Annotated in this window: 2 protein-coding genes; both read left to right on the forward strand. The window is 45.9% G+C overall.

What is annotated here, in order from left to right:
* Positions 1 to 431, forward strand: a 431-nt coding sequence (locus tag F6K49_RS51705) for a hypothetical protein (RefSeq protein ID WP_293110786.1), incomplete at its 5' end; no start/stop codon positions are given.
* Positions 432 to 881: 450 nt separating this feature from the next.
* A partial coding sequence (locus F6K49_RS51710; RefSeq protein WP_293110788.1) for a helix-turn-helix domain-containing protein occupies positions 882 to 1,128 on the forward strand: 247 nt, incomplete at its 3' end.

A 1,128-nucleotide genomic window follows, 5' to 3' on the forward strand; every position in this document is an offset into this window, starting at 1 on the left:
TGATTTATTCTAGCTGGGCAGTGGTGGAATGGGCTTGGTGGAACTGGCATCTTGCCAGTTTCAATATATGTTGGGGCGGGCAGGTTTCAATATATGTTGGGGCGGGCAGGATGCCCGCTCTACTGCTATGCTCAGCCAGTGGAATGGGCATCAGGCGTAGAACTGGCATCTTGCCAGTTTCAATATATGTTGGGGCGGGCAGGTTTCAATATATGTTGGGGCGGGCAGGATGCCCGCTCTACTGCTATGCTCAGCCAGTGGAATGGGCATCAGGCGTGGAACTGGCATCTTGCCAGTTTCAATATATGTTGGGGCGGGCCGTTGGTGGGCAGTGCCTTGGTAAGGGATGGGGAGCTGAGCTGATTGCTCTGCGGCACTGCCCACCCTACATCAAATGGTGTGATTGTGATTGTAGTTGCAATTATAGTTGACAAAATTATCTATAAGTGCTTCTAGCCCTTGCCCTAGATATTTCCATCTCCTAATCACCCCATTTAACGGTCTTCCAGTGCTATTGTCTGACTAGTAACTGTTGAAATAATCAAGACTTAGGCAATTGCCCCCTAAATCCCCCAATTCTGGGGGACTTTGACATCATTACCCCCCAAAATTGGGGGGCAGGGGGGCAAAACCCAGTAAACTTCGTAAGTCCTAATAATATTTTTTTTGTAAATTAGTTGAGAAAGCTTTGCATTTGAAACCTAAATAGACTAAACTAGTCTGGGAGGATTAGCAATAACTAATATCTAGCTGCTTAAATATTCCCTTAACCAAGGCAGCTTGCTTCCAGCTTTTAACTAGCGGGGGGTCTGGGGGATACATGAACCTCCCAGGGTAGTTTTATGGGTTTCAATACCCCTAAAAGTGGTATGAGTCTAACAATGAACTACTGTTACCGAATCTATCCATCCGCCATTCAAGAGCAACAATTGCTCGAATGGTTGGAGGTTTCTCGCCTGCTTTACAACCAAGGATTGCGAGAAATCAAAGACTGGATAAATTCGCGCAAATGCCGTGTTAATTGTTGCTCTTTGCAGTCGGAATACATCATTCCAGCTGATATTCCTTTTCCTAATTATTATGATCAGCAAAACGCCCTCCCTAAAGCTAAGGAAGTATTTCCCCGCC

The sequence above is a fragment of the Moorena sp. SIO3I6 genome, assembly GCF_010672095.1.